The sequence below is a fragment of the Herbaspirillum sp. genome, assembly GCF_035644555.1.
In the GTDB taxonomy this organism is placed as follows: domain Bacteria; phylum Pseudomonadota; class Gammaproteobacteria; order Burkholderiales; family Burkholderiaceae_D; genus Herbaspirillum.
In genome coordinates this window covers 38,285-56,919 of sequence record NZ_DASQOH010000027.1, presented here as the reverse complement: position 1 = coordinate 56,919, position 18,635 = coordinate 38,285, and the positions used below count along the sequence as shown (strand labels likewise).

17 protein-coding genes and 1 pseudogene are annotated in these 18,635 nt (G+C 64.8%); 7 read left to right on the top strand and 11 right to left on the bottom strand.

What is annotated here, in order from left to right:
• Positions 1–131: 131 nt before the first annotated feature.
• From VE092_RS07930 to VE092_RS07920, 3 genes are all read left to right on the top strand, one after another.
• Positions 132–842, top strand: a complete 711-nt coding sequence (locus tag VE092_RS07930) for a helix-turn-helix transcriptional regulator (protein WP_034310215.1) — start codon at positions 132–134, stop codon at positions 840–842.
• A 141-nt stretch (positions 843–983) separates the two neighbouring features.
• A complete protein-coding gene (locus VE092_RS07925; protein ID WP_017455335.1) occupies positions 984–1,397 on the top strand; it encodes a DUF2325 domain-containing protein in 414 nt (137 codons plus the stop codon).
• A 140-nt stretch (positions 1,398–1,537) separates the two neighbouring features.
• The gene (locus tag VE092_RS07920) at positions 1,538–2,047 is read left to right on the top strand and encodes a hypothetical protein (RefSeq protein WP_034310213.1); all 510 of its coding nucleotides are present in this window, start codon (positions 1,538–1,540) and stop codon (positions 2,045–2,047) included.
• 91 nt (positions 2,048–2,138) lie between these two features.
• Here VE092_RS07920 and VE092_RS07915 read toward each other — a convergent pair whose 3' ends face one another.
• The 3 genes from VE092_RS07915 to VE092_RS07905 form a co-directional block, all read right to left on the bottom strand.
• A complete protein-coding gene (locus VE092_RS07915; RefSeq protein WP_017455337.1) occupies positions 2,139–2,966 on the bottom strand; it encodes a GGDEF domain-containing protein in 828 nt (275 codons plus the stop codon).
• Between the two features lie 143 nt (positions 2,967–3,109).
• Positions 3,110–4,678, bottom strand: a complete 1,569-nt coding sequence (locus VE092_RS07910) for a methyltransferase regulatory domain-containing protein (protein ID WP_324875526.1) — start codon at positions 4,676–4,678, stop codon at positions 3,110–3,112.
• A 61-nt stretch (positions 4,679–4,739) separates the two neighbouring features.
• On the bottom strand, positions 4,740–5,162 hold the full coding sequence (locus VE092_RS07905) for a nucleotide pyrophosphohydrolase (RefSeq protein WP_017455339.1): 423 nt from the start codon (positions 5,160–5,162) through the stop codon (positions 4,740–4,742).
• A gap of 207 nt (positions 5,163–5,369) precedes the next feature.
• Here VE092_RS07905 and VE092_RS07900 point away from each other — a divergent pair, with 207 nt between their 5' ends.
• Together VE092_RS07900 and VE092_RS07895 are read left to right on the top strand one after the other, a co-directional pair.
• Complete coding sequence (locus tag VE092_RS07900; RefSeq protein WP_026052369.1) at positions 5,370–5,969, top strand: hypothetical protein; 600 nt, start codon at positions 5,370–5,372, stop codon at positions 5,967–5,969.
• Positions 5,970–6,368: 399 nt separating this feature from the next.
• A complete protein-coding gene (locus VE092_RS07895; protein WP_324875521.1) occupies positions 6,369–7,946 on the top strand; it encodes a methyl-accepting chemotaxis protein in 1,578 nt (525 codons plus the stop codon).
• Positions 7,947–8,029: 83 nt separating this feature from the next.
• Here the strand turns inward: VE092_RS07895 and xylB are convergent, their stop codons facing one another.
• From xylB to VE092_RS07860, 7 genes and pseudogenes are all read right to left on the bottom strand, one after another.
• Positions 8,030–9,502 (bottom strand): xylulokinase, encoded by a 1,473-nt coding sequence (xylB, locus tag VE092_RS07890; RefSeq protein WP_324875518.1) that lies wholly within the window; start codon positions 9,500–9,502, stop codon positions 8,030–8,032.
• A 64-nt stretch (positions 9,503–9,566) separates the two neighbouring features.
• On the bottom strand, positions 9,567–11,000 hold the full coding sequence (dalD, locus tag VE092_RS07885; RefSeq protein ID WP_324875517.1) for a D-arabinitol 4-dehydrogenase: 1,434 nt from the start codon (positions 10,998–11,000) through the stop codon (positions 9,567–9,569).
• Between the two features lie 38 nt (positions 11,001–11,038).
• Complete coding sequence (locus VE092_RS07880) at positions 11,039–12,157, bottom strand: sn-glycerol-3-phosphate ABC transporter ATP-binding protein UgpC (RefSeq protein WP_324875515.1); 1,119 nt, start codon at positions 12,155–12,157, stop codon at positions 11,039–11,041.
• Positions 12,158–12,203: 46 nt separating this feature from the next.
• Positions 12,204–12,932 carry an HAD-IA family hydrolase gene (locus tag VE092_RS07875; protein WP_324875513.1) on the bottom strand — a complete coding sequence of 243 codons (729 nt, stop codon included), beginning with the start codon at positions 12,930–12,932 and terminating at the stop codon, positions 12,204–12,206.
• Positions 12,932–13,693, bottom strand: a pseudogene (locus VE092_RS07870) (carbohydrate ABC transporter permease); the annotation flags it as partial. The gene VE092_RS07875 and the pseudogene VE092_RS07870, both read right to left, overlap by 1 nt.
• Positions 13,694–13,743: 50 nt before the next feature.
• Positions 13,744–14,676 (bottom strand): carbohydrate ABC transporter permease, encoded by a 933-nt coding sequence (locus VE092_RS07865; RefSeq protein ID WP_414653440.1) that lies wholly within the window; start codon positions 14,674–14,676, stop codon positions 13,744–13,746.
• Between the two features lie 226 nt (positions 14,677–14,902).
• Positions 14,903–16,258 carry a sugar ABC transporter substrate-binding protein gene (locus tag VE092_RS07860; RefSeq protein ID WP_324875509.1) on the bottom strand — a complete coding sequence of 452 codons (1,356 nt, stop codon included), beginning with the start codon at positions 16,256–16,258 and terminating at the stop codon, positions 14,903–14,905.
• A 290-nt stretch (positions 16,259–16,548) separates the two neighbouring features.
• Here VE092_RS07860 and VE092_RS07855 point away from each other — a divergent pair, with 290 nt between their 5' ends.
• Both VE092_RS07855 and VE092_RS07850 read left to right on the top strand, forming a co-directional pair.
• Positions 16,549–17,511 (top strand): sugar-binding transcriptional regulator, encoded by a 963-nt coding sequence (locus VE092_RS07855; protein WP_324875507.1) that lies wholly within the window; start codon positions 16,549–16,551, stop codon positions 17,509–17,511.
• 75 nt (positions 17,512–17,586) lie between these two features.
• Positions 17,587–18,492, top strand: a complete 906-nt coding sequence (locus VE092_RS07850) for a carbohydrate kinase (RefSeq protein WP_324875505.1) — start codon at positions 17,587–17,589, stop codon at positions 18,490–18,492.
• Positions 18,493–18,501: 9 nt separating this feature from the next.
• On the opposite strand, the gene VE092_RS07845 is transcribed toward VE092_RS07850, so the two are convergent.
• Positions 18,502–18,627, bottom strand: coding sequence for a hypothetical protein (locus tag VE092_RS07845; RefSeq protein WP_324875503.1), 126 nt, complete (start codon positions 18,625–18,627; stop codon positions 18,502–18,504).
• Positions 18,628–18,635 lie beyond the last annotated feature (8 nt).

Here is an 18,635-nt window from a genome sequence, read left to right as displayed (position 1 = left end):
ACGCCATGCACTGAATGCTGTGGCGCGCCCGCTGAACCTCACGCCCGCATCTTGCACAGCAGCATCGAAGTTCGTGGCGGGCCAGGAGCATGCGTGCCAGAATGGCGCGCATCTTTTTTTCTCTGCCAGTCATGCGTCGAGCCGATCGCCTGTTCCAGATCACCCAGTACCTGCGGGGACGCCGTCTCACCACGGCGCGCCAGTTGGCGCAGTGGCTGTCGGTGTCGGAGCGCACGGTCTATCGCGACATCCGCGATCTGTCGCTGTCGGGCGTGCCGGTCGATGGCGAAGCCGGGGTCGGCTATCGCATCAAGCCTGGCTACGACCTGCCGCCGCTGATGTTCAACACCGACGAGATCGATGCGCTGGTGATCGGAATGCGCATGGTGCAAGCCTGGGGCGGGCCGCAACTGGCAGCCTCGGCGGCTTCGGCACTGGCCAAGGTGGTGCTGGCCCTGCCCAAGGAAAAGCGCGATTTCGTCGAGGCCACGCCGCTGTTTGCGCCGGCCATGCAGGACGATTGCGGCCAGGGCGAGCGGCTCGAAGCGATTCGTCAGGCCATCAGTAGCCGCCACAAGCTGCTGCTGCACTATACCGATGCCCAGCAGCGCAGCAGCCAGCGCGTGGTGTGGCCACTGGGACTGGCTTTCTTTGGTGGCACCTGGCTGCTGGCCGCCTGGTGCGAACGCCGCGAGGACTTCCGATCCTTCCGCCTGGACCGCGTGCAGCAGATGCGCGCGCAAAGCCATTACCCCGACCGCAATGGCCGCCGCCTGACCGATTTCGTGCGCGCCATGCAACGCCAGGCAAGGGCCGAGCAGGCCACCCAGCCGCCCACCTGATCCGGCTGACCAGGCCCGACGCCATCCCCGCAACACAAAGCGCGCAACACAAAGCGCATATGCTGCTGCGGATTGATTCGTTCGCAGCACACAGCACAAGGTTTAGGCTGGCACCGTCACTGACTTCCTGCGAGTCCTGCCATGCATACTGCTGCCACTGCTGCCCGCTCTTCCTCCGCCCACCCGGTCAGGCTCGATGATCGCTGTGTGCTCTGCGTGGGTGGACTGACCGGCGCCCGCAATCACTACCGGACCGAGATCGAAACCCGCGCCGGGCGCTTCCTGCATCATGACGGCGGGCGCGAGGACAACCTGCATCGCTTGACGCCCATGCTGGCCGCGGCTGACATCGTCATCTGCGCTTCCGGCAACATCAGTCACAACGCCTATCACCTGGTCAAGAGCACCTGCAAGAAACTGGGCAAGCCCTGCGTGCTGGTCAAGGGCACCGGCATTGCCTCCTTCCTCGACGGCCTGGGTCATCTGGCTGCCAGCGAAGCGCCGCAGGAAGGCCGTTCGGCACGTGGCGACCGGGTCTTGCGCGGCAAGCGATAGGGCCCGGATGAGCAGCCTGGACCGTTGGCCCCTACGCTGCTTGGAAAAAATCGTAAAAGCCCCCTACAATCGGACTCCCTGGCCCACCTTGCGTGGGCTACACCGCCAACCTGCCCTTGCGGCAATTTACGGGAGTCCGTTTGAAGATCGTACCTCGCCTGAACACCCGCTTGACTGCGCTGGTGCTGGCCTGCGCGGCCGCTGTGGCGCCCGTGGCGCAGGCCGCGCCGCAACCGCAACCCAGCTTCGGCATCGAGGTCGGCAATGCCCTGCTGTGCCTGAATCAGCTCAACAGCAAATATTTCTTCGATTACCTGGTGGCCGCCTTCGGACCGCCCTACAAGACCGAGGGCGGAGCCTACTGGTTCAAGGCCAGCAATATCTCGCTATGGGGGATGCAGGCCACCGACTTCCTGGTCAACGACAGCAATAGCCAGGCCGATTTCATCGGTGCCTATTTCAACACCACGCCGGTCAAGCTGACCGACGCCATCAAGTCCGCCATGGGCATCCGCTTTACGCCCGAGGATGACTCGGCCTACCCGGTACGGCAGTCGCAGGCCGGCAGCAAGATCGTCTACAACGACACCAATGCCAAGATGTATTGCGCCAAATCCAAGTTCCTGGTGCCGGGGCCGGAACAGCCCTGAACCTGCAAGCCCAGGAAAAATGCCGCGCGGTTCTGTGTGAACCGGGCGGCATTTTTCATTGGGGGTGCGGCATGTCCGCCCCTCTCGACGCTCAATGCGCCTGCTTCAGGTCCTCGGTGGTGCGGATGCAATCGCGGCCAGAGGCCTTGGCCAGGGCCAGCGCCTGTTCCGATTCGCGCAACACGGTATCGGGTTCATCCACCTGGCGCTGCGGCGCCACGGCGGCAATCCCGATGCTGATGGTCACGCGGCCGCTGGGGCTGGCGCTGTGTTCGATGTTGAGCTGCTCGATCGACTTGCGGATACGCTCGGCCACGATGAGTGCGCCTTCCAGCCGCGAGCCCGGCAACAGGACCGCGATTTCCTGGGCACCGAAGCGCGAGAGCAGGTCTTCCGGTCGCACGTTGGTATCGCGAATGGCACTGCCCACCCGGCGCAGCACCTTGTCACCGGCCATGCGGCCATAGGTGGCGTTGTACTCGTCGAAGAAGTCGATGTCGATCATGATGATGGCCAGCGACAGATTGGTACGGGCAGCACGATTGAATTCTTCCAGCAGGCCGCGCTCGAACTGGCGGCGGTTGGCCAGGCCCGTGAGTGCATCTTCCAGACCCACCCGGGCCAGGGTCTTTTCCATTTCTTCCAGGTGCGAGCGGGCGTCGTCGCGTTGCTCCAGTATTTGCTGGTGTTGTTGCTGCATCTGCTGCAGATCGGTTTCCAGCGCGGCCAGCGGCTGCAGCAGTTGCCGCACCAGCAACCAGCACGACAGCACCGACAACAAGACCAGCACCACGGCGGCCAGGACGATGCCTTGCGCGCTGCCGCCCAGGACCAGGGCGCACAGCACGGCAGCAGTGAGGACCACGGCGGCGCTAGCGGCCAGGGTCAGGCGGATTTGAAGTGTGCGGGACAGGGACATAAGCAGAAAACCGACTTTCCTTCATGAGAATTCCGGTGGCCGCGCCCGGACAGGCGCGGCAGTGATGGCCGGCAAGGCGGCCACGCGAGATGCTACAGGCTCGGCCGCGACGACGCAACGCGCAGATGCAAGCGCATCAGATATCACACCACCTGCAAGGCGCACAGCAAGGGCAAGCGCGTGCGTGCGAACAGTCGTGCCTGGGCCGCCAGCTCGGCCAGGTTCTCCTGCTCGCCTTCGAGCCGCACCCCCTCGCGCACCAGGCGCTTGCCCTGGGCAGAAATGTGGCGCCAGACCTCGGCCGGCCAAGCGTCGACGTCGTCGCCACAGATACTACGCGCCAGCAGCAGCAATTGCTCGACCTGATCCACCTTGACCCCGCCACCGGTGACCGGACTGACCAGATGACTGATCTCGCCCTCCTGGCTGTCGGGCAGCACCAGGGTGGCCCGCTGCAACAGGTAGGCATTCAGGTCTGCCGTGCGGCGCGCGATCTGGGCCTGAGTGGCGGCATCGACTTCGGCCGGCAGGGGCGCGGCATGACCGGTGCCGATCAACATCAAGGCCGAATCGATCACCTGCGACAGGTTCAGGTTGCGATGCGCCAGCGAGGCCGCCAGGTCCACCAGGGTATGCGGCTGGTAGTCTGACAGCGCTTGCAGGATGGGTTCGTAGATGAGGCGATTGAGGGTGATCTCGGAGGCGACGTTCTGGATCGTCAACGGCACCTTGTCGGGTTCGGTCAGCAACACCACGCTTTGCAGCGCCAGGGCCTGCACCCGCTGGCGTTCGTCGAGCAACTGTCCGCCGCGCACCCAGTAATCGCGACGGAAGGTCTGGTTGACCATGAAGTCACGCGTGCTCTGGTAGAGCACCGGATCGTCGATCACGGACAGGCACTGGCGCTGGGCCGGCGTGAGGTTGGCCATGTCCAGGTGATCGATGTAGTGCGCCGGACAGGCGAACTGCAAGCCGGCCGGCGAGAAGCGACGATGGATCTCGGCAAAGGTTTCGGCGTGCCAGTCGCGATTGAAGTATTCATGCGCCAGGTAGCTCACTGGCTGCTGCTGCAGGATCTTCAAGCGATCGCGCATGAAGGGATTGGCCTGGGCATAGACCGGATCGGTCTCGAACATGCGCGCGGCAAAGGCCAGCGCGGCCTCGATGCGGGCCGATGTGGGCAAGCCCTGCTCCTGGTTGCCGGCCAGTTGCGTATGCTGCACCAGCAGCTCGCGCAAAGGCAGGAAAGCCGACCAGCCCGGCTGGGTGTTGTAGCTCAGGTAGAGCACACCGCCTGGCTTGAGCTTGCGGTCGATGAAATCGAAGAGGATGTCGCGATTGTCCTGCGAGACCCAGCTCCAGATCCCGTGCAGGGCGATGAAGTCGAAGTCCGGCAAGTCGTCGCGACGGCAAAAATGCGAAAAGCTGGAATCCTCCAGTTGCGCGCCGCTGCCGCTGGCCGCGGCCAGCTCCTGGGCGAAGGCCGCCTGCATGGGATTGAAGTCATTGCCCCACCAGCGCGTGGTGGCCGCCGCCGCATGGAAGTTGGTCGACAAGCCCTGGCCGAAACCCAGCTCGCAGGCAGTCTGGATGGCCGGCGCCTGCAGACCGTGGAAGGCGAAAGCCAGTGGCAGGCGCGCCGGATTCATGCCGGGGTAGTAGCCGTAGGTATAGGCGATATCAACAACGTAACCGTCGTTCCAGTTGTTCAAGGCAGGCTCCGGGGGCAGGTGGCGAGAGGATATGAAGAACGCTGCAAGGAAGGTGCCAGCATCAGCCTTGCTGAGCATCCGGTCGCGGCGCCGGGGCCAGGTCGCTGTACTTGCGCGCATTGCCGCGGGCCAGTTCGACCGGGTACTTGCGACCATTGAGCTCCATCTTTTCCAGCACCGCCTCATGCAGGTCCACGCCGGTATGGTCGGCCAGCTGGATCAGGTAGACCAGCACGTCGGCCATCTCATGGCGGATGCCTTGGCGGGCGGCGTCGTCCAGCTCATGGTCGGCGCCGGTAGGCAGCCACTGGAAATGCTCCATCAGCTCGGCCACCTCCACCGACAAGGCCATGACCAGATTCTTGGGCGTATGAAAACGTAGCCAGTCGCGTTCGCTGGAGAAGCGGCGGATGATGTCGCGCAATTGATGCAGGTCGGACGTGGGTGCGGATGAGGGAGGGAGATCAGAGGTCTGGGGAGTCATGGCGTGAGCGTCTGTGCTGGTTCCGTACTGGCCTGTGTTGGACCTGTATTGGCCTGTATTGGCCCTGTATTGGCGGGTTGCTGGTCTATTGTCGGATTGGTACTTTATCACCAACCCACACAGGCGCAGCACAGTGCTTGATCTGGGACAGATTGCATGTCATCGTGTTGATGCACAATGTATGAAACACGCGACATTTCGACCATCATGCCGACACTCCTCCGCGCCCCGCTGCGTCTTTTGTCCTGCGCCCTGTTGACGGCCGCCGTGTTGCTCAGCGGTTGCGACCGTCGCATCGATGGCGAACTGGCCGCGCACGAAGCTGCCCAGACCACGCTGGGGGTCACGCCCAAGCAGTTCGCGGCGCGCTTCAACAGCCGCCTGGCCGATGTGCTCAAGGACATGCAGGTGGAAGAGCCCGAGCATATGGCTCATCTCTACATGCTGGACGCTTCGCGCCTGCACCCCGGCCAATACGAATACGTGCTCGACACCAAGGTCGGCCCGGCCCAGACCACCCTCATCGGCACCCTCAACCAGGCCGGCCAACTGCGCAACGTGGGCGTGATGCTCACCAACCGCGGCCAGGCTGCGCGTGACGAATTTCTGATCTGTGCCGCCAGTGCCGCGCGCAGCTTCATCGTCGATGCAAAGGACCAGGCCAGGCTGCTGCCGCTGATCACCCGCCTGACCACGGTGGCCCTGGACAATCCCGGCCAGCGCATGACCGAAGTCGTGGCCGACCAATTACTTTCGGTAGAACTGGTACAGCAAGGTGTGTTGTTCCAGGTACAACCTCGACAATAAGCCAGCGTCATGACTGCGGGATGGATGCGGGGAAACAGTTTCCCCGCATCCATCCCGCACACTACCCTTCCTAGCGCAGGAATGTCGCTGCCGTTGCCGATACAGCCGGGGAAATACCCGGCTTTTTGACGGATCGAAACCTGAGCTCAGCGTTAAGATTGTGAAGAACGTCATTTCCCTGCTGCTTCGATCACGCCGGCTACAGGCTGACGATGGGCATTCATTGCGGAAATGCACGAACCTCCCCTCCTCATGCACTCGGTATTGGACGTCAGGCGGCTTGTCAGCCTGGCATGAAAAACGGGACTGCGGCGTTTTGGGAAAGAAGCGCTACGGTTTTCTAAAACAGCGGGAGGATCGCAGCCATCTTAAGGTTGCGACCAAGGGCACGGGGGAAAAATGCGCACCAATCTACCTATCACCACCATCGAGCGCTTGCTGGAGGATGGCAAGTCCATCGTCTCCAAGACCGATCTGCAAGGCAACATCACTTACGTCAATCCTTACTTCGTGGAAATCAGCGGCTTCGAGGAAGCCGAACTGATCGGCGCGCCGCAGAACATCGTGCGCCATCCCGAGATGCCGCGCGAAGCCTTCGCCGACATGTGGGCCACGCTCAAGGAAGGCCTGCCCTGGAACGGGCTGGTCAAGAACCGCTGCAAGAACGGCGACTATTACTGGGTTCAGGCCAACGTCACGCCAGTGCGCGAGAACGGTCGGGCCGTGGGCTACATGTCGGTGCGCACTCGCCCTTCGCGCGAACAGGTGCAGGCGGCCGAGAGCGCCTACCGCCGCTTCGTGGCCGGTCAGGCCCGCGGCCTGCGCATCCATCGCGGCGCCGTGGCCAGCACCGGCATCATGGGTTGGCTGCAAGGGTTGCGCGAGCTATCCATGGCCAAACGGCTGGCATGGATGATGAGCATCCTCACGCTGCTGGTCATTACCGGCGGCCTGGCGGCCGGCAGTGCCGTTCAAGCGGCTGGTGGCAGTCCTTATGCGATCTGGCTGGGCACCCTGGGCGGCGCGCTCTTGCTGCTGGGTTCGTGGGCGGTCCTGCACGCCAGCATCGTGGCGCCGCTGCAACAGGCTATCAAGGCGGTGCATGGCCTGGCCGGTGGCGACCTCGACCTGCACATCGACACCACGGCCCGCGGTGACCTGGGCCTGCTGCTGCAGGCGTTGCAGCAACTGAACGTGAACCTGCGCGCGATCATCGGCGACGTGCGCCGCAACGTCGAATCGATGACCATCTCCACCGGCGAGATCGCCAGCGGCAACATGGATCTCTCCAGCCGCACCGAATCGCAGGCGTCGGCGCTGGAAGAAACTGCTTCCAGCGTCGAACAGTTCGCCGCCACCGTGCGCCAGAACGCCGACTCGGCCAGCAATGCCGACCGCCAGGCACAGACCGCCTCGGCCATCGCCCAGCGTGGCAGCGCCTCGGTGCAACGCATGGGCAAGACCATGGATGAGATCGACGCCGCCTCGCACAAGATCGTGGACATCATCGGACTCATCGACGGCATCTCTTTCCAGACCAACATCCTGGCGCTCAACGCCGCCGTGGAAGCGGCACGCGCCGGCGAACAGGGGCGCGGATTTGCCGTGGTGGCCTCGGAGGTGCGCTCCCTGGCGCAACGCTCGGCGGCTGCGGCCAAGGAAATCAAACAGCTCATCGATGCCTCGGTGGAAAAGGTCGACGTCGGCAACCGTCAGGTGGAGCAAGCCACCAGCACCATGCGCGACATCGTGGCATCGGTTCAGCGCGTCTCCGGCATCATGGGGGAAATCAAGGAAGCCACCCAGCAGCAGAGCGCCGGCATCAACCAGGTGCACGAAGCCATCACCCAGATGGACGCCAGCACCCAGCAGAACGCCTCACTGGTGGAAGAAGCCGCCGCCGCGGCAGGCAGCCTGCAGGAGCAGACGGTGCGACTGTTGCAGGCGATTTCGGTGTTCAAGTTCAACCGCCGCTGAATCACTGAATCACCGTATCAAACAACAGGCCGTTCCTGCCAGGTGGGCAAGAACGGCCTGTTGCTTTTCAACGGTCGTTTTCTTCAGCCTGCGTCCCCATGCAAGGGCGCAAACGGCGCATAGATGTCCCGATAACGCTGCAAGCGCGCCTGCAAGGCGGCACGCCTGCCTGGGTCCGGCTGGTACTGCGCCTGCCGGGCCGGCTTGCGGCAGACCTCGGCCTCGTCGCCGCCATCAGCCAGCCAGGCCAGGCGCGCCGCACCGAGTGCACCGCCGGCTTCGCTGCCGACGTGGGTGACGATGCGCACTTCCAGCGCGTCGGCCAGCAACTGTGCCCAATACGGGCTGCGTGCGCCACCCCCCACCAGCGACAATTCGGCCACGTCGGTGCCGGCGGCACGCAACGCATCCAGGCCATCGACCATGCCGAAGGCCACCCCTTCCAGCACCGCGTAGCCCAATGCGGCGCGCTGGTGTTCCGGCGTCAGGCCATGGAAGACACCGGTAGCGTAGGGATCGTTGTGGGGCGTGCGCTCGCCGGACAGATAGGGCAGGAACAGCGGCGCATTGTCACGCGCTTCCTGGTCCAGCTGTTCGATCTCGGCCAGCAGGCTCTTCTCGTCCACCGAGCAGAGACGGCAGAACCAGCGCAGGCAACTGGCGGCCGAGAGCATCACGCTCATCTGGTGCCAACGTTGCGGCAGGGTATGGCAGAAGGCATGGATGGCGCGTCCCGGATTGGGACGGAAGCGGTCGTTGACCACGAACAGCACACCCGAGGTCCCCAGCGAGAGGAATCCGTCGCCCGGCTTGACCGCACCGATCCCGACCGCGCTGGCCGCACCGTCACCGGCACCGCCGGCCACGATCACGTCCGCCGCCAGTCCCCAGCGCTGCGCCACCTCCGGCAGCAAGGTGCCGGAGACCGCGCTGCCATCGACCAGCGCCGGCATCTGATCGCGTCGCATGCCGGAGGCCACCAGCAGCTCATCGGACCAGTTGCGGCCCTCCACGTCCAGCCACAGCGTACCGGCCGCGTCGGACGGGTCGGAGACCTTGCACCCGGTCATCATCAGACGCAGCCAGTCCTTGGGCAGCAGCACGGTGGCGATGCGCGCGAACAATTGCGGTTCATGACGCGCCACCCACAACAGCTTGGGGGCGGTGAAGCCGGGCATGGCCAGGTTGCCGGCGATGCCATGCAGGCGCGGCGCGCGGCGCGTCAGTTCGGCGCATTCGGGGGCGCTGCGCGAATCGCTCCACAGGATGGCCGGGCGCAGTACCTGGTCCTGCGCATCGAGCAGCACGGCACCATGCATCTGGCCCGACAGGCCGATGGCGCGGATGCCGCGGAAACGCTGCGCGCCGAGTTCCGCACGCAACTTGTCCACCGTATCGCAGGCGGCCCGCCACCAGTCGGCCGGGGCCTGCTCGGACCAGCGCGGATGCGGCCGCGAGACATCGAGCGCGGTACCGGCCAGCGCCAGCAGGCTACCCTGGTCATCGATGACCACCGCCTTGATCTCCGACGTACCCAGGTCTATCCCAAGATACATGGTGCTCCTCGTTAATTGTTATTGAACGGCAATTCTATGCCGCCTTGGGGCAGGTCGTGGCGCTTTAGTTGCCCTGCCCCAGCCACTGCCGTACGCGCTGCACGGCCTCGCGCACCAGCGCCTCCAGCCTTGCATCGCCGGCCAGTTCGCCCCACAGCACCGCATCGGCGCAGAAGGCCCGTACCGGATCGGCGGCAGCCAGCATGCTGCGCACCGCCGCCGGGTCGAAGATGCCGTCCTGGTATTCATAGGGCAGCTGTCCGGCATTCCAGCGCTGCAGGAACACCAGGAACAGCGCCGGCAACATGGCGGTTGCCTGGGGATCGCGGCCGGCGTTCAGGCTCTCCTGCAGGGTCGGGCGGATGAAACCGGGAATCTTGGAATAACCATCCGCGGCCACGCGCTGGTTGGTGTCCTGGATGGCCGGGTTGGAAAAGCGCGCCAGGGTGGTATCGCGATAAGCTGCCAGATCGATGGGGCTGGGCGTGAGACAGGGGATCACGTCCTGCGTCACGTAGTCGTAGGCCATCTGGCGGATGTCGTCGCGCAGCGTCCCTTCGTGGATGTACTGCAGGCCCGCCAGGGTGCCGGCCCAGGCGATGCAGCTATGGCTGGCGTTGAGGATGCGGATCTTGGCCTCTTCATAGGGCAGCACCGATTGCACCATCTCCACGCCCGCCTCTTCCAGGCGGGGACGACCGGCCTTGAAATCATCCTCGATCACCCACTGGATGAAGGACTCGCCCATCAGCGCGCAGGGGTCATCGATGCCGGTGGCTTCCTTCACGCGTTGCGCCACGGCCGGCGTGGGGCGCGGCGTGATGCGATCGACCATGGCGTTGGGGCTGGTGGTATGCGCCTCCATCCACTGCGCCAGCGCGGTTTCGCCACGCAGGGTCAGGAACTGGCGCAGGCCATCGCGGAAGCGCTCGCCGTTGTGGCGCAGGTTGTCGCAGTTCAGCAGCGTCAGCGCCGCGTGCGGATGCGCCTGGCTGCGCGCCTGCAGGATGGCGGCGATGGCGCCATAGATGGTGCGCGGCGCACCACTGCCATCAAGGGCACAACGCAGGTCATCGGCCAGGTCGGCATTGGCGGTGTCGAGCCGGTGCTGGTGGTCCAGGTAGTAACCGCCTTCGGTGACGGTGAAGGAGATGATGCGGGTGCGCTCCTCGGCACCGGCGGCGATCAGCTGGGTGAGCCTGTCGTCCCAGGGCAGGATGCGGCCGATGGAAGCGATGCGCTGGTAGCTGCGCTCGCCCTGGGGCGTGACGGTTTCCAGCGTGTACTGGCCCTGCTGGCGTGCCAGCGCGTCCAACAGCGGCCCCATGTCGGCACGGATATTGGCCAGCGCCAGTTGCCAGCGGCGGTCGGCGCCGCTCTCACGCAGGGCGTTCAGGTAAACCGCCTGGTGGGCGCGATGGAAGGAGCCGGCGCCGATATGCAGCCAGGTCAGGCTGTCGGCGGCGTCCTGCTCGGTGGAGGTGGCGGTGCGGGTCATGCCGTGTCCTTGTCGATGAGGTGAAGAAGGCGAAGGGTTCAATGGGTGCGCGAGGCGCTCACGCTGGAAGCCAGGCGCGGCAGTGCCTGGCCGTCGGCGCCGAACAGGTGGCAGCGGGCCGGATCGGCCGCCAGCTGGAGCACGCTGCCGTGTGGCGGATCGAGGCTGTCCGGCACGCGCAGGATGAGCGCATCGTCGCTGCCCTCGTAGGCCGCGTAGAGGTAGGAAAAATCACCCAGCAGTTCCAGCGCCGTGCAGCGTGCCTGCAGCGCCGCCTGACCCTGTGCAATATTGAGATGCTCGGGCCGCACGCCCAGCGTGACCTTCTGCCCGACCTGCAGGTTGCTGCCATCCACCGAGGCCCATTGCAGGCCGCCTGCGGGAAGTTGCACCTGCACGCCGTCACCCTGGATGGCCGCGACCATACCGTCGATGAAATTCATCTTGGGCGAACCGATGAAGCCGGCCACGAAACGGTTGGCCGGATGGTGATACAGCTGCTGGGGCGAGCCGACCTGTTCGATGCGACCCTCGGAGAGCACGACGATCTTGTCGGCCAGGGTCATGGCCTCGATCTGGTCGTGGGTCACGTAGATCATGGTGGTCTTGAGGTCGTCATGCAGCTTGGCGAACTCCAGGCGCATCTTCACCCGCAGTGCGGCGTCCAGGTTCGACAGCGGTTCGTCGAACAGGAACACGCTGGGCTGGCGGGTGATGGCGCGGCCGATGGCCACGCGCTGGCGCTGGCCGCCGGAAAGCGCACGGGGCTTGCGATCCAGCAGGTGGTCGATGTGCAGGATCCTGGCGGCGTGCTGCACGGCGGCATCGATCTCGGCCTTGGACTTGCCGGCGATCTTCAGGCCGAAGGCCATGTTGTCGTACAGGCTCATGTGCGGATACAGCGCATAGGACTGGAACACCATCGCCACCCCGCGCTTGGAGGCCGGCACATCGTTCATGCGGCGGGTGCCGATGTCGAGGTCGCCGTCGCTGATCTCTTCCAGCCCCGCGATCATGCGCAGCAAGGTCGACTTGCCGCAGCCGGAAGGGCCGACGAAGACGACGAATTCGCCATCCTCGATTTCCAGGTTGATGTCGCGCATGACTTCGTTGTCTTCATAGCGCTTGGCCAGGTTCCTGATGCTCACTGCTGCCATGGGGTTCTCCTCGTCTCTCTTGTAGGGGGCTGCGCGAGCCTCGTGTTCAGCGCAGCCAGATCAATTCGCAAACCAGTTGCGGGAACTGCTTCATGTCCTCGAATACCTGATGCGCGCCGGCCTCGCGCAGGCGCCGTGCCATCGCCTTGCGGTCGTGCGCCACGCCGGTGAAGCCCAGCACATGCATGCCGGCCGCCACGGCGGCGCGCACGCCGGTGACACTGTCGTCGATGGCCACGCAGCGCGCCGGATCGACGCCGAAGCCGGCGGCAGCGGCCAGGTACACATCCGGCGCCGGTTTGGGATGGGCCACATCGTGGCCGCTGTAGATACGGCCGGCAAACTGCGGATACAGGCCACAGCGCTTCAGGCCGGCTTCAATGCGCGGTGCATCGCTGTTGCTGGCCACGGCGCGAGGCAGCCGGATCGCCTGCAGAGCCTCGACGATGCCCGGCACCGGCTGCGCCTGTTCGCTGCAGGCCAGCGCCACGGTGGCGTGGATGCGCTCCATCTGCGCCGCCTCCAGGCCCAGTTCGAACTCCAGATCCACTTCCGAGAGCAGCACATCGGTGTACATGCCCAAGCGGTTGGCGATGGCGTCGTGCAGCACCTGGCTGCGCTGTTCCTGCAGAGTGGGCGCTTCGTCGGCGTCGGGCCAGGCCGGCAGCAGGGGCAGCAGTTCGCGATGCAGTACGCTCAGGGCGATGCTCTCGCTGTCCAGCAACACACCATCGCAGTCACAGATGAGGTGGGTGATCGGCTGCCTTGTCATCATCACTTGACCGCCCCGAAGGTCAGGCCGCGCACCAGCTGCTTCTGCGCCAGCCAGCCCAGCGCCATGATGGGCGCAATCGCCAGCAGCGAGGCGGCCGACAGCTTGGCCCAGAACAAGCCCTCGGGGTTGGAGTAGGAGGCGATGAACACGGTCAGCGGCGCCGCATTGACGCTGGTCAGGTTGAGGCTCCAGAAGGCCTCGTTCCAGGACAGGATGATCAGCAGCAGCGCTGTCGAGGCCAATCCGGGCATGGCGGTGGGCAGGAGCAGGTAGATCATTTCCTGCCAGGCGTTGGCACCATCGATGCGGGCCGCTTCCAGGATTTCCTTGGGCACGTCATTGAAGTAGGTGAAGGCCATCCACACCGCGATGGGCAGGTTGATCAGGGTGTAGATGATGGTCAGGCCGGTGACGGTATCGAGCATGCCGGTGTTCTTGGCCAGCAGGTAGATCGGGATCAGCACGCCCACGGCCGGCATCATCTTGGTCGAGAGCATCCACAGCAGCAGCTTCTGGGTGCGCCCGGTCGGGAAGAAGGCCATCGAGTACGCCGCCGGCACCGCCAGCAGCAGCGACAGCACAGTCGAACCGAGCGAGACGATCAGCGAGTTCTGCACATAGGCCAGGTAGTTGCTGCGACTGAAGACTTCACGGAAGGTGTCCAGCGTGGGCAGGAACACCAGCGACGGCGTATAGGCCTGGGCTTCGGTCTTGAAGGCTGTCACCGCCACCCAGAAGATGGGGAAGAACAGCACGATGGCGCAGGCCCAGCCCAGCACGGCCACCCACAGGGGGCTTTTCTTTTGATCGCTCATTTTTCGTTGACTCCCTTGAGGTTCCTGGCCAGCATGCGCACCAGGAAGAACGAGACGATATTGGCCAGCACCACGGCGAAGATACCGCCGGCCGAGGCAATGCCGATGTCGAACTGCTGCAGGCCGATGGCATAGACCAGGAAGGTCAGGTTGGTGGTCGCCGTACCGGGACCGCCTGCCGTGGTGGTGAAGATCTCGGCAAACACCGAGAGCAGGAAGATGGTCTCGATCATGATCACCACCGTGATGGCGCGCTTCAGGTGCGGCAGCACGATGTAGAAGAAGATGCGCACCGGACCGGCGCCATCGAGCTGGGCGGCTTCCTTCTGGTCGTTGTCCAGCGACTGCAGCGCGGTCAGCAGGATCAGGAAGGCGAAGGGAATCCACTGCCAGGCCACGATGATGATGACCGACAGCATGGGATATTCGGCCAGCCAGTCGATGGGCTCCAGTCCCAGGTGGCGCATCACGTAAGCCAGGATGCCGTAGACCGGGTGCATGATCATGTTCTTCCAGATCAGCGCGGCCACCGTGGGCATGACGAAGAAGGGACCGATCACCAGCAGGCGCGCGATGCCGCGCCCACGGAAAGGCTGGTCGAACAGTACCGCCAGGAGGGTGCCGCCGATGACGCTGATGGCCAGCACCGAGCCGATCAGCAGCGCCGTATTGCCGATGGAGGGCCAGAAGGCCGGGTCCTCCAGCAGGAAGACATAGTTTTCCAGTCCGACGAAGCCGGTCTGGTCCGGTGCCATCAGGTTGTAGCGATTGACTGAAAAATAGATCGTCATCGCCAGCGGCACGATCATCCAGGCCAGCAGGAGCAGCACCGAAGGCGTCTGCATCAGGCGGATGGGATTGAAGCGTTCCTTGCGCGGCGGACTTGTCTGCCGGGACCGCGACGGTGACTTGGAGGGACTCTGCATCATGGTGCTCGTTGGCGGCGCGCCGGTGGCGGGCGACGCAGGGGTGGAGTGGATCGTGGACATGACGGCCTCGGCTTCAGTCCGACCGCCATCCACGCTGGGTGGAGACGGCCGGGAGGACCAGGCGGCAGGCATGTCCCGGTGCTTTACCGGACATGCCGCCGCAACGACAGGAACCACGGCAGGGGCGACGGCGTGCTGCCTGCCCGCTTGCCGAGGGGCTTGCTCTTTACTTGATGTAACGACCCTGGCGCATCATCCGCACCGCCTGTGCCTGGGCGGCATCAAGCGCGGCGTCCGGGCTGGTCTTGCCGGCCAGTGCACCGGCGATGGCCTGACCGGTCACGGTACCGATGGACTGGAACTCGGGAATGGTCGCGAACTGCACACCGGTATAAGGCACCGGCTTCAAGGTCGGCTTGTTGGCGTCCGCAGTCTGGATGGCGTCCAGCACGAAGTCCGAGAACGGCGAGACCTTCTTGTACTCGGCCGAGGCATAGGTGGAGGTGCGGGTACCCGGCGGCACCAGCGCCCAGCCGGAATCCTTGGCGACCAGGTTGATGTATTCCTTGGAGGTAGCCCAGGCGGCGAACTTCTTGGCCGCTTCCTGCGACTTGGAGGACTTCGGCACGGCCAGCGACCAGATCCACAACCAGTGCGACCCCTTGTCGGTCACCTGCATCGGTGCCGGTGCGAAGGCGGTCTTGTCGGAGACCTTGGAATCCTTGCCGTGGTAGAGCATGCCGGCGGCGACCGTGGCATCGACCCACATGCCGCACTTGCCGCTGGAGAACAGCACCAGGTTTTCATTGAAACCGTTGGAGCTGGCGCCCGGCGGACCGTACTTGCGCAACAGGTCGACGTAGAAGGCGACCGACTTCTTCCATTCCGGCGAGGACAGTTGCGGCTGCCACTGCTCGTCGAACCAGCGGCCACCCCAGGCGTTGGCCATGGTGGTGATGATGGCCATGTTCTCACCCCAGCCGGCGCGACCGCGCAGGCAGATGCCGTAGACGCCCTTGGCCGGGTCGTGCAGTTGGGCAGCCAGCTTGCCGATCTCGTCCCAGGTCGGACGCTCGGGCATGGTCAGCTTCTTCTGCGCGAACAGGTCCTTGCGGTAGTAGGTCATCGAGCTTTCGGCATAGAACGGCAGCGCATACAGCTTGCCGTCCACCGACAGGCCTTCGCGCACCGGCTTGATCAGGTCGGCCTCGTCGTAGTCGGCCGGCAGGCCGCTCATCGGCGCCAGCCAGCCCTTCTTGGCCCAGATCGGCGCTTCATAGGCACCAATGGTCATCAGGTCGAACTGGCCGCTGTTGGTGGCGATATCGGTGGTCAGGCGCTGGCGCAGCACGCTCTCTTCCATCGTCACCCAGCGCAGCTTGATGTCGGGATTGGCCTTCTCGAACTGCGGCGCCAGCTTCTGCAGTTCGATCATGTCGGGGTTGTTGATCGAGGCGATGTTCAGCGTCACCGGATCGGCGTACGCCAGCCCGGCAGCAAACAGGGTCGTGACGGCCGCAGCGGCCAGGGTGAAGCGAACGCAGGTAAGGCTGGACGCACGGGTGCGCGCAAGTTTGGACATGCTTGTCTCCGGATGTTATTGCCACCTTGCACGCTCCCCCCCCTTTCTTGCCGGGAGGCGAAAAGCCGCGATGCACGCGCCGGTGGGCTGGTTGTTTGAGCAATTATTGTTTTTGTGAGCAAATAATCATTCAAAGTCGACGGCGTGTCAAGCATTTGCAATTTTCATGAGCATTTGCCCAAAGGGGAGGGTCAGCTTGGCCGATCTGGTCGTAAAATGACGGCCATCCCTATATGAAGAAACTGCACAAGCCGCCGGAGGCAAGGCGCCCGGTGGCTGGCGAGGAGAACATGTCTAGCAGCGCATCCAAACTGGATCTGGCGGCGCGGGCCGCGTGGATGTACTACGTGGCCGGCAATACCCAGAACGAAATCGCCGAACGGCTGGGCATCTCGCGCCAGATGGCGCAACGCATGGTGGCCTACGCGGCCGATGCCAATCTGGTCAAGGTGCAGATCACACACCCCGTCTCTTCCTGCCTGGAACTGGCACAGGGGCTGCAGCAGCGCTACGGACTGGAGGTCTGCCGGGTGGTGCCGGGCGCCGGTGGCGCCGACAATCCCAACGAATCGCAGGAAGTGCAGCAGATGCTGGCCGTGGCCGGCGCCGAGCTGATGGAGCAGATGCTCAGTTCGGAGGCCCCACTGGTGGTCAACGTGGGCTCCGGGCGCACCCTCAAGGCGGCCATCGAACGCCTGTCCGAACTGGAAAGACCGCAGCACCAGATCGTCTCCATGATCGGCGCCTTCGCTTCGGACGGCTCGGCCAACCGCTACGACGTCGCCCTGCAGGCCGCAGAAAAGCTGGGCGCACGCTTCTACCTCCTGCCCGCGCCGCGGGTGGCCGAGAGCGAACGCGACCGCCAGCAGTGGTGCAATCACCGCGCGTACAAGATCGTGACCGGCCTGGCCGAGCGCGCCGACGTGACCTTCCTGGGCATCGGCACCATTGCGCTACAGGGCGCGATGCACGAGGACGGCTTCATTGACGACGAGGAAGTGGCGCAACTGCAGCGCCAGGGTGCGGTGGGTGAAATGATCTGCCACGCCTTCGACTGCCACGGCGCGATGCTGCCTTCGCCGCTGTCGGCACGGGTGACCACGCCGCCGCTGACAGCGCGGCCACAGCGGCCGGTGATCGCCCTGTCCGGCGGCAGCAAGAAGGCCGAGGCAGTGCGCGCCGCCCTGCGCGGCGGCTGGCTCACCGGCCTGGTCACCGACGAAGTGTGCGCGCGCTACGCGCTGCAGGACTGAGCGAGGACGCCGTACGCCGCTCCCCCACAACCGCAGTACCGATCGACCATAACGATATCCCTACGGAGACCCAGCATGACCGCACCCGCCGCATTCGTCGTCTTCGGCGAAGCCCTGACCGATTTCATCCGCCAGCCCGACGGCCAGTGGCGTGCCATTCCCGGCGGGGCCTGCTGGAACGTGGCGCGCTCGGCGGCGCGGCTGGGCGTGGCCACCGGCTATGCCGGCAGCGTCAGCACCGATGTGTTCGGCGCGGAACTGTATGCCCTCACCGAAGCAGCCGGACTGGACATGCGCTTCACCCAGCAATATGCCAAGGCGCCGCTGCTGGCGATGGTGACCTCGACCACCCCACCCGATTACTTCTTCATCGGCGACGACAGCGCCGATCTGCATTTCGACCCGCAGCGGCTGCCGGCGGGCTGGCTTGACGAGGCCCGCGTGCTGCACTTCGGTTGCATCAGCCTGACCCGCGAACCCTTGGCCTCGCGCCTGTTGCAGCTGGCCCAGGAAGCCGCACTGCGCAACAAGAAGATCGCCTTCGATCCGAACTGGCGCAAGCTGATGGACAACCCGTCCTATCGCATCCTGCTGCAACAGCTGCTGGCGCTGGCACACTATGTGAAGGTGTCCGACGAGGATCTGGAGCGCCTCTTCCCGGGCGACGCCAATGCGCTGGCTACGCTGCAGGCACTGGCGCCGCAGGCCGAGATCCTCTACACGCTGGGCGCCCAGGGGATGCGCTGGATCAAGGGTAGCCAGGTCATCGAGCAGCCCGCCTATCGTGTCGAGGTGGTCGATACCGTCGGTTGCGGCGACGCTTCCATGGGTGGCTGGATCGCCAGCCAGTTGCGCCAGCCGGAGGCACCGACCCAGGTCCACCTGCAGTGCGCTGCGGCCGGCGCCGCCATTGCCGCCTCGCGCGCCGGCGCCTATGCGGCGACCTGGGACGAAGTGCAGGCCATGATCGCCCGCGGCTGAGGCCCTGGCTCAGCGCTGGCGGGCCACGCTGTCGCGCAGGTATTGCGCGAATTCTTCGTCACCTTCCGCCACCTGCACCTCGGAACTGATGCGCCACTGGTCCAACTGCCGCCTCGATGCGCGGGAAGTGTGCAAGGGACGGC